Genomic DNA, 9774 nt, shown 5'->3' with positions numbered 1-9774 from the left:
GGGCGCAGCGGGTCGCCACCGTCGGGCCTAGTGGCGATCGCAAGCGCGGCGTAGCCGGGCGCAGCGGGTCGCCACCGACGGGCCTAGTGGCGATCGCAAGCGCGGCGTAGCCGGGCGCAGCGGGTCGCCACCGTCGGGCTTAGTGGCGATCGCAAGCACGGCCAAGCCGGGGCGCAGCGGGTCGCCACCCTCGGCCTAGCCGACGGTGTTGCCGCGCGACGGACCCGGCAGCGGATTGGTCGCCGCCGGTGGTGCCGGCTGCGGTGCGGCGGCCGCTGCGCCACCGGTGGCCCCTCCCAGCGGCGATGCGCCCGCGGGGTTACCGGGAAGCGCGGGCAGCCCACCGGCCGCACCCTGCGCCTGCTGCATCAGCCCCAGCGCCTGTGGGATCGAGATCGGCAACTTGCACTGCATCGACAGGTTCGTGAGCGGCTGGGCGATCGAGGTCATGTCGCCGGCGACCTTCGGGTTCGCCTCGAAGTAGGACTTCAACCCGTTCACCGACTGCGGTCCCGCCTGCTGCTGCAGCATCGAGGTCATCGTCTGGTTGGTCTCCGGGTGCGAGTCCAGGTAATCGCCCATCGACTTGGAGACCGAACCGATGGTGCGGGCGACCTCACTGGCCGCGCACGGGTCGTTGGCGCCGGTCGCCGGGGCGCCGGCGAGCACCGCGACGGCTGCGCCGGGCACGGTAGCGGCGATCAGCCCGGTGAAAATTCTGCGACCCCGTCCAGCGGTGGTTCTCGTCATGGACAACTCCTTAAGGTCTGCAACGGACCGCCAGCGTCGGCGCCTCGCAAACAGCTGCGATAGACGGCCCCACAAGCGAAGGCGTCCCCTGAATCTCCCGGGCGGCCTGCGGGCCATCCGACATCCTGCCACCGCCGATATCACCGCTGCCAGTTCGAACAGAGCCCACGAGGGGATATGTGACCGAAATCCCGCTTGGTCACCGGTTGGCAACGACTTGGCAACAACCCCGTCGCCGCAGCTCAGGAACTAGATAAGCCCACATATTCCACAGCCGGCTGCGGTATCGTCGCCAGCACGCGCTACGTGAGCACCGGGGAGCGACAAAATCCAGCAGTTAATGATGCGCCTCAGCCGCAGCCTGCGTAAGTACCGCTGGTTGGTCTTCACAGGCTGGCTGCTGGCATTGGTTCCGGCGGTGTACCTGGCACTGACGCAGTCGGGCAATCTCACCGGCGGTGGATTCGACGTCGCCGGATCGCAATCGCTGGCGGTGCACGACCAGCTCGAAGAGCTGTACCACGACCAGGGCGGATCGTCGCTGGCGCTGGTGGCCGCGCCCCGGCCCGACGCCAGCTACCAGGACATGAACGACGCCGTCGCGCAGCTGCGACAGATCGCCACCGCCATCCCCGGCACCGCGGAGATCCCCAATCCCACGCAGCGGCCGCCGCAGCCGGACCGCCCGTATGTGCTGTCGGTGCGGCTCGATTCCCGCAACACGAGCGACATCGCCAAGCAACTCCGCACCAAAGTCGGCATCAAGGGGGATCAACCCGGTCAGACCGCGAATGGCCGCGTGCGGCTCTACGTCATCGGGCAGGGGGCGCTGTCCGCCGCCGCGGCGGCGAACACCAAACACGACATCGCCGCCGCCGAGAAGTGGAACCTGCCGGTCATTCTGATCGTGCTGCTCGCGGTGTTCGGGTCACTGGCCGCCGCGGCCATCCCCCTGGCCTTGGGGATCTGCACGGTGGTGGTCACGATGGGCCTGGTCTATCTGCTGTCCGCCTACACCACCATGTCGGTGTTTGTGACCTCGACGGTGTCCATGTTCGGGATCGCGCTCGCCGTGGACTACTCACTATTCATTTTGATGCGGTTCCGGGAGGAACTGCGGACCGGGCGCCAGCCCCGCGAAGCCGTGGACGCCGCGATGGCCACCTCCGGGCTGGCGGTCGTCCTGTCCGGCATGACCGTGGTCGCCTCGCTTACCGGGATCTACGTGATCAACACCCCGGCGCTGAAGTCCATGGCGACCGGTGCCATCCTGGCCGTCGCGGTGGCCATGCTGACGTCGACGACCCTGACGCCGGCGGCGCTGGCGACGTTCGGACGCGCGGCCGCCAAACGGTCGGGCTTCCTACATTGGTCGCGGCGGCCCGAGAGCACGCAGTCGCGGTTCTGGAACCGCTGGATCGGCTGGGTGATGCGGCGCCCGTGGATGTCCGCGGTCGGGGCGTCGCTGGTGTTGCTCGTGATGGCCGCGCCCGCGTCATCGATGGTGCTCGGCAACAGCCTGCTGCGCCAGTTCGACTCGTCGCACGAGATCCGCGCCGGAGTCGGCGCGGCGGCCCAGGCGCTCGGTCCCGGCGCGTTGGGCCCCGTCCGCGTGTTGATCAACTTCCCCGACGGCGGCGCGGCCTCGCCCGAACACAGCCACATCATCGGCGCGATCCGCCAGCGGATGTCACAGGCGCCCAACATCGTCTCGGTGTCGCCGCCGCAGTTCGCCGAGGACAACGGCAGCGCGCTGCTATCCGCGGTGTTGTCGGTGGATCCCGAGGACATGAAGGCCCGCGAGACCGTCGGCTGGATGCGCGCGCAGCTGCCCAAAGTCCCCAAAGCGGGCACCGCGCGCGTCGACGTCGGGGGCCCGACCGCTCTGATCAAGGACTTCGACGATCGGGTGTCCGCGACCGAACCGCTGGTGCTGGGCTTCGTCGCGCTGATCGCGTTCGTGATGCTGTTGCTTTCCATTCATTCGGTTTTCCTGGCGCTCAAGGGCGTGCTGATGACGTTGCTCTCGGTCGCCGCCGCCTACGGCAGCCTGGTGATGGTGTTCCAGTGGGGCTGGCTGAAAGACCTCGGCTTCGCCCAGATCAGCTCGATCGACAGCACCGTTCCCCCGCTGGTGCTCGCGATGACGTTCGGGCTGTCGATGGACTACGAGATCTTCCTGCTCACCCGCATCCGGGAGCGTTTTCTGCATTCCGGTAACACCCGCGATGCGGTGGCCTATGGCGTCAGCACCAGCGCCCGCACCATCACCAGCGCGGCGCTGATCATGATCGCGGTGTTCGTCGGCTTCGCGTTCGCCGGGATGCCGCTGGTGGCCGAGATCGGCGTGGCGTGCGCGGTCGCGATCGCGGTGGACGCCACCGTGGTGCGGCTGGTGATGGTGCCGGCGCTGATGGCGATGTTCGCCCAGTGGAACTGGTGGCTGCCGCCGTGGCTGTCCCGCGTGCTGCCGTCGGTCGACTTCGACCGGCCGCTGCCCGAGGTCGACCTCGGCGATGTCGTCGTCATCCCCGACGACATCTCGGGGCTGGTGGTCCCCAATGCCGACCTGCGGATGGTGCTCAAGTCGGCCGCCAAGCTCAAACACTTGGCACCCGACGCCATCTGCGTGGCAGATCCGCTGGCGTTCACCGGCTGTGGCCGCAACGCGCAGCCGTCCTCGGGCCCGGACGAGGAGCAGACCCGCGGCCTGGGGCCCGGCCAGATCCCGCACCAGGTGGCCCTCAGCGAGGAGAAGGTCAGCGTCGGCGTGGGCGCCGAGAAAAGGCCCGGCACCAACGGCAACACTAATGGCTCCCCGGCCGCCAAAAAGTTGGTCAACGGCCTGACCTCGCGCAACGGCATCGCGAAGGCCATCATGGACCGGCCCGTACACCCGGTGACGTTGTGGCGGGGACGCCTGTCGGTCGCGATCGACGCATTGGAAAGCGACAGCGACGCAGCCGTCGACGACGGGCCGAGATACGAGCGGCGCAGTCCGGTGGAGACCACCAACGTGCAGCTGCCCACCGGCGATCGGTTGTTGGTCCCGACGGGCGCGGAGGCACTGCGGCTCAAGGGCTATCTGATCATGTGCCGTAACAGTCGGCGCGATTATGCCGACTTTGCAGACATGGTCGATACGTTGGAGCCCGAGACGGCCGCGGCGGTGCTGGCCGGGATGGACAGGTATTACTGTTGTAAATCGTCTGGGCAGCAGTGGGTTGCCACCCAGCTGGTGCGTCGACTCGCAGATCCCAACCCCTGCGACTACCCCGAAGACCAGGGATCGGAAGCCGACGCTGACTCGGACTGGGAAGAAGTGAGGCAACGCTGCATGTCCGTGGCCGTCGCGATGTTGGAGGAGGCGAAGTGACGTTGGCACCCGACCGACGCCCCGCACCCCCGCCCCAGCGACAGCGTCAACCGGGCAATGGATCATCCGGCTCCTTCCAGGACCCCGATCAGCCGGTGGAGTTCTGGCCGACCGCGGCCATCCGTTCCGCGCTGCAGGGCGGCGACATCGCGACGTGGAAGCGCATCGCCGGCGCACTGAAGCGCGACCCGTACGGGCGGACCGCCCGCCAGGTCGAGGAGGTTCTCGAGGGCACTCGGCCGTACGGCATCGCCAAGGCGCTGTGGGAGGTGCTCGAGCGTGCCCGCACCCACCTCGAGGCCAACGAGCGCGCCGAGGTGGCGCGCCACGTTGGGCTCCTGATCGAGCGCTCGGGTCTGGCCCCGCAGGAGTTCGCGTCCCGCATTGGTGTCACGGCCGAGGAGCTGGACGGCTACCTCGACGGCAGCACCAGCCCGACGGCCGCGCTGATGATCCGGATCCGGCGGTTGTCGGATCGGTTCGCGAAGGCGAAGTCCGCTCGGTCAGCCGAAGCGAACTGATCCGCTACCTGACCGGCAGCACATCGGCGACCAGCCAGTCACCCCCCCGCTTGGTCAGCGTCACCCGCAGCGCTGGCGCGGCCTGACTGGGCGGCTGGCCCGGGGTGTTCTGAGTGACCCGCAGGATCACCGCCACACTGGCCGCCGAGGGTCCGATCGCCTCTACTCCGGCCGACACCGTGGCGGCTTGTGCGGAGACGTTGTGCTGGGCCAGCTCGGCGCTGGACTTGGTGTACTGGTCCTTGAACGCGGCCGCGTGCTCCGGGACGATCATCGCCGTGGCCCGGTCGATGGATCCGGTCGGGGCGGTGGGGCTGAACGACGCCATCGCCTCCGCCATTCCGGTGGCGATCTGAACGACGTGGTGCGAGTCGTTGGTGAAGTCGTTGTCCGCCCTCGTCCAGTGCGTGTAGCCGGTCGCGACGGCCGCGCCCAGCGCCGCCGTGCACAGCAGGACAACCGCCAACCGCAACCCGGGTGCGTCGTCGTCGGTGCCGAGGCTGACCGAATCCCGGCGCAGCAACCAGAAATTGATCCCCAGGCCTTCGACGATCAGCAGGATCAGCACCGAGCACGCTGACACCCACCACAGCGGCCAACCGAGCACCAGCCCGATGGCCAGCAGGGCCGCGATTGCGGCGAGCGGCGCCACGATGTCGAACGCGAACAGCCGCCAGACGTTTCTCATCGGATCTTCACCTGATCGACGCCAGTCCGGAGATCATCTGCTTACCGTCCACGTCGGAGACGTCCAGCCGCAGGCTCCAGTGCACGGTCTGCGGCTTGGCTCCGGCGTTTTCGCTGACCGACGTGGCGATCACCATCACGGAGTCGGTTCGACTGGCGAACGGCGGCAGCTTGGTGGTGACTATCTCTCTTGGAGGCCTTGCGCCCGCCGGCTGGGTGTCCAGGTCGTGATGCACGGTTTCGATCGCCACCGCGTCGATGCGCCCGGCGCTCTTGGACTGCAGCTTTTCCACGACGGCCTTGTAGGGCTGCACGGCGGCGTCGAAGTCGGTGTTGAGTTCGCCGACCGTCCCGTCGTGCAGCCGCTGCAGGCTGGCGTCGACGTTGCCGCTGTTCATGTTGATCAACACATTCGCCCACTCCGCGGCGGTCTGCATGGCGCGGCTCAGGTAACCGCGTTCGGCAACCTGGTCGCGGTGATCGGACCAGATGATGAAACCGAGCACTACCGCGGCCACCGACAGCACACCGAGAACCGCTGACGCGACGCCGTACGGGGAAAGGATTTCGGCGCTTTCGGATTTTTGTCCGTCGACGTCGTTGGCGTCGTCGTCGCGTTCGATGTCAATGGGATCTTCTTCGGGTGGCTCGGTTCGCTCGCCGTCGGACATGGCCCGATCGTTGCACCCGGGAAAGATGGAAGGATGGCGGGGTGACGAATACGGCCATCCGCTCGGGCATCGACCTGAGCTTTGTCGACGACAGCATCCGCCCCCAAGACGACCTGTTCGGTCACGTCAACGGCCGCTGGCTGGCCGAATACGAGATACCGGCGGACCGGGCGACCGACGGCGCCTTCCGCCAGCTGTATGACCGCGCCGAGGAGCAGGTGCGCGACCTGATCGCGGAGGCCAGCCAACAGGGTGCGGCCGCCGCCGCCGACGACGCGCAGCGCATCGGTGACCTGTACGCCAGCTTCCTCGACGAGGACACCGTGCAGCGCCGCGGCGTGCGGCCACTGCTCGACGAGATGTCCGCGATCGACGAGGCCACCGACGCTGACGCGCTGGCCCGGGCCATCGGCGCGCTGCAGCGTACGGGTGCGGGTGGCGGCGTCGGGGTGTACGTGGACACCGATGCGAAGAACTCGGCCCGCTACCTGGTGCACTTCACCCAGTCCGGCCTCGGCCTGCCCGACGAGTCCTACTACCGCGAAGAGCGGCACCTCGCGGTGCTGGAGGCCTATCCCGCGCACATCGCGCGGATGTTCGGCCTGGTTTTCGGCGGGGACCCGGCCGACCACGTCCAGACCGCCGAACGCATCGTCGCGCTCGAGGCCAAGCTGGCCGAGGCGCACTGGGATGTGGTCAAGCGTCGCGACGCCGATCTCAGCTACAACTTGCGCACGTTCGCCCAACTTCGCGACGAATCGGTGGGCTTCGACTGGGTGGGCTGGGCCACCGCACTCGGCGCCGACCCGCTGGCGCTTGCGGAAGTGATCGTGCGCCAACCCGATTACCTGCGTACCTTCGCCGAGCTGTGGCGCAATGAGGACCTCGAGGTGTGGAAGAGTTGGGCGCGGTGGCGGCTGATCCGTGCTCGGGCCTCCTGGCTGACCGACGAGCTGGTGGCCGCGGACTTCGACTTCTACGGCCGGCTGCTGACCGGTACCGAGCAGATCCGGGAGCGGTGGAAGCGCGCGGTGTCGCTGGTGGAGAACCTGATGGGCGACGCCGTCGGAAAGCTTTATGTGCAGCGGCATTTCCCCCCGGGGGCGAAGGCCCGCATCGACGAGCTGGTCGCCAACCTGCGGGCCGCGTACCGGATGAGCATCAGCGACCTGGACTGGATGACGCCGCAGACCCGGGAGCGGGCGCTAGCCAAGCTGGAGAAGTTCACCGCCAAGGTCGGCTACCCCGCGAAGTGGCGCGACTACTCCGCGCTGGTCATCGAGCGCGACGACCTGTACGGCAACTATCTGCGCGGGTACGCGGTAAACCACGATCGTGAGCTGGCCAAACTCGGCGGGCCGGTGGACAAGGACGAGTGGTTCATGACGCCGCAGACGGTCAACGCATACTACAACCCGGGGATGAACGAAATCGTCTTCCCCGCAGCCATTTTGCAGCCGCCGTTCTTCGACCCCGAAGCCGACGACGCGGCCAACTACGGCGGAATCGGCGCGGTGATCGGACACGAGATCGGGCACGGCTTCGACGACCAGGGCGCCAAATACGACGGTGACGGCAACCTGGTCGACTGGTGGACCGACGCCGACCGAAACGAATTTGCCGCCCGCACAAAAGTTCTCATTGAACAGTATGACGGCTACACGCCGCGAGGTCTGGACGGCGACCACCACGTCAACGGCGCATTCACCGTCGGGGAGAACATCGGCGACCTGGGTGGCTTGTCGATCGCGCTGCTGGCCTACCAGTTGTCGCTGAACGGTCAGCCCGCTCCGGTGATCGACGGCCTGACCGGCGTGCAGCGCGTGTTCTACGGCTGGGCCCAGGTGTGGCGCACCAAATCTCGTGACGCGGAGGCTATCCGGCGCCTGGCGGTGGATCCGCATTCGCCGCCGGAGTTCCGGTGCAACGGCGTACTGCGCAACATCGACGCCTTCTACGACGCCTTCGACGGCGCCGACGCCGGTGCGCTGTTTTTGGAACCGGAGCGCCGGGTCAAGATCTGGAACTGACACTCACCGGCGCGGCTTCGATCCGCGCGGGCACGTGCTTGTGCCACGGAGTGCCGGCGTAAGGGTCGCGCCATTCGGTCGAGGTGAGCACGTTCGGCGCGACACCGGGAGTGACGGTGTGCCCGTCGGCGTCGACGTAATCGAGCCCGAAACCATTGGGCAGGGCGGCATGACCGGCCATCATCGTCTCGGTGATCTCGACGGTTGCCTCGGCGCTACCGGCCGCAGTGCTGATGCGCGCCCGGCATCCGTCGACGAGCCCGAGGAGCTGGGCATCCTCGACGCTGATCCGCAGCGCGCCGTCGGCGTCGCGTTTGCGCCAGGTCGGATCGCGGAAGATGTCATTCGCGGTGTAGGCGCGCCGCTCCCCCACCGATAGCACGATCGGGAATTCCGGTGTGGTGAGCCGTGGTGGCGTGCCGGACAGCGCCTTGAGTTCGTCGAGCATGGACGGAATTTCCAGCGCGATCCTGTGGTCGGGGTGGCTGATCAGTCCGAAGTCGTCCTCGTAGTCGTGCACGGTGAACGTCACCCCCGACGGGTTGTCCAGGATCGCGTCGAACAGCGCGTTGCCGTCGGTGTGCCCGGCGCGGCGCACCGCGTCCGGATAGCTCAGTGCGGTCTTTTGGGCCAGGCCCCACAGGGCGGCGGCGCCGCGTAATCCATCCGGCAGGGTCGGGCCGAGCGTTTCGTAGAGCACATACGGAAGTAGTTGCGCCACAGTGGGATTGGACGCAGCGGCACCGAGGAACGCTTCGGTGTAGGCCCGTCGGCCGTTTCGCGCGGCTTCGTGCAGTGGCCGCAGATCCGCGTCGTCCACCACACCGAGCGCACCCACCAACCGTGCCCAGATTTCGGGCTCGGCCAGGGTTCCGGGCAGGGGCTCCATCAGCGGGCGGCGCAGCTGGAAGGTGTTGCGCGGGAATTCGAGGTTGAAAAAGGTGGCTTCCGGTTTCTCGAATTGGGACGCTGCGGGCAGCACGTAATGTGCGAGCCTGGCGGTCTCGGTCATCGCGACGTCGATGACCACCATCAGTTCCAGGGCGCCGAAGGCCTCCCGGCATGCGGTTGAGTTGGCCAGCGAGTGCGCGGGATTGCTGCTTTCCACGATCATCGCCCGGAACCGGTCTGGATGGTCGGTCAGGATTTCCTCGGGCACCACATTGCTGGGCACCAGGCCGGAGATGATTGGGGCACCGGTAACGGGTGTGCGACCGGAGAACTGGCCGAACAGCGGTGCGAACGACGAATGCAGGTGCTGGCCACCCCTTTTCGCGAAATTGCCGGTGAGGATCCAGAGCAACTTGTTCAGATAGGAGCACAACGTACTGTTGGGTGCCTGCTGCACGCCGAGGTCTTCGAACACCGAGACGCTGGCGGCTGTGCCGATCCGCCGCGCCGCCGTGCGCAGCAGTTCCTGGTCGACTCCGCACCGCTCAGCGTAGTCGGCCACCGGAACCTCGCGCAGCGTGTCGCGCACGGCATCCGCGCCGCGCACATGCTCGCTGAGAAATGTTTCGTTGCACAGGTTTTCCTGGACGAGGATCGCCGCCAGGGCGGCCAGGCACCATGCATCGGTGCCGGGTCGCACCCGCAGGTGGAAGTCGGCCATCTTGGCCGTATCGGTCACCACCGGATCGATGACGATCATCGAGCGGGTGGGGTCCTTGGCGATCTCGTTGAGCACCACCCGTGCTCGCGGGAAGCTCTGCGACATCCACGGGTTCTTCCCGACGAAC

Annotated in this window: 7 protein-coding genes; 3 read left to right on the top strand and 4 right to left on the bottom strand. The window is 67.5% G+C overall.

Translation table 11 applies throughout. The features are described from left to right. Window positions 1-195 precede the first annotated feature (195 nt). Complete coding sequence (locus tag A5686_RS20860) at window positions 196-750, bottom strand: hemophore (RefSeq protein WP_067938202.1); 555 nt, start codon at window positions 748-750, stop codon at window positions 196-198. 340 nt (window positions 751-1090) lie between these two features. On the opposite strand from A5686_RS20860, the gene A5686_RS20855 reads away from it, so the two are divergent. After that, window positions 1091-4126, top strand: coding sequence for an efflux RND transporter permease subunit (locus A5686_RS20855; protein WP_067938201.1), 3036 nt, complete (start codon window positions 1091-1093; stop codon window positions 4124-4126). Further along, entirely contained in the window at window positions 4123-4647 is a 525-nt protein-coding gene (locus A5686_RS20850; RefSeq protein WP_067938199.1) for a hypothetical protein, read from the top strand. Before A5686_RS20855 ends, A5686_RS20850 begins: the two co-directional genes overlap by 4 nt. Window positions 4648-4651: 4 nt before the next feature. Here the strand turns inward: A5686_RS20850 and A5686_RS20845 are convergent, their stop codons facing one another. Next, on the bottom strand, window positions 4652-5335 hold the full coding sequence (locus tag A5686_RS20845) for a hypothetical protein (RefSeq protein WP_067938197.1): 684 nt from the start codon (window positions 5333-5335) through the stop codon (window positions 4652-4654). A gap of 7 nt (window positions 5336-5342) precedes the next feature. After that, on the bottom strand, window positions 5343-6005 hold the full coding sequence (locus A5686_RS20840; RefSeq protein WP_067938195.1) for a hypothetical protein: 663 nt from the start codon (window positions 6003-6005) through the stop codon (window positions 5343-5345). Between the two features lie 41 nt (window positions 6006-6046). Here A5686_RS20840 and A5686_RS20835 point away from each other — a divergent pair, with 41 nt between their 5' ends. Beyond that, window positions 6047-8035, top strand: coding sequence for a M13 family metallopeptidase (locus A5686_RS20835; RefSeq protein WP_067938193.1), 1989 nt, complete (start codon window positions 6047-6049; stop codon window positions 8033-8035). On the opposite strand, the gene A5686_RS20830 is transcribed toward A5686_RS20835, so the two are convergent. After that, a partial coding sequence (locus A5686_RS20830) for a molybdopterin dinucleotide binding domain-containing protein (RefSeq protein ID WP_067938189.1) occupies window positions 8019-9774 on the bottom strand: 1756 nt, incomplete at its 5' end. The genes A5686_RS20835 and A5686_RS20830 overlap by 17 nt on opposite strands.

Origin of the sequence: Mycobacterium sp. E2479 (assembly GCF_001667925.1) — a bacterium.
Taxonomy (GTDB): Bacteria; Actinomycetota; Actinomycetes; order Mycobacteriales; family Mycobacteriaceae; genus Mycobacterium.
The sequence above is the reverse complement of the archived record's forward strand: the minus strand, read 5'-3'. Positions and strand labels throughout refer to the sequence as shown.

What these genes read in the sequence shown, in the direction of transcription:
- A5686_RS20845 (WP_067938197.1), bottom strand. Translation starts at nt 5,335, where the DNA reads ATGAGAAACGTCTGGCGGCTGTTCGCGTTCGACATCGTGGCGCCGCTC.
- A5686_RS20840 (WP_067938195.1), bottom strand. Translation starts at nt 6,005, where the DNA reads ATGTCCGACGGCGAGCGAACCGAGCCACCCGAAGAAGATCCCATTGAC.
- A5686_RS20860 (WP_067938202.1), bottom strand. Translation starts at nt 750, where the DNA reads ATGACGAGAACCACCGCTGGACGGGGTCGCAGAATTTTCACCGGGCTG.
- A5686_RS20855 (WP_067938201.1), top strand. Translation starts at nt 1,091, where the DNA reads ATGATGCGCCTCAGCCGCAGCCTGCGTAAGTACCGCTGGTTGGTCTTC.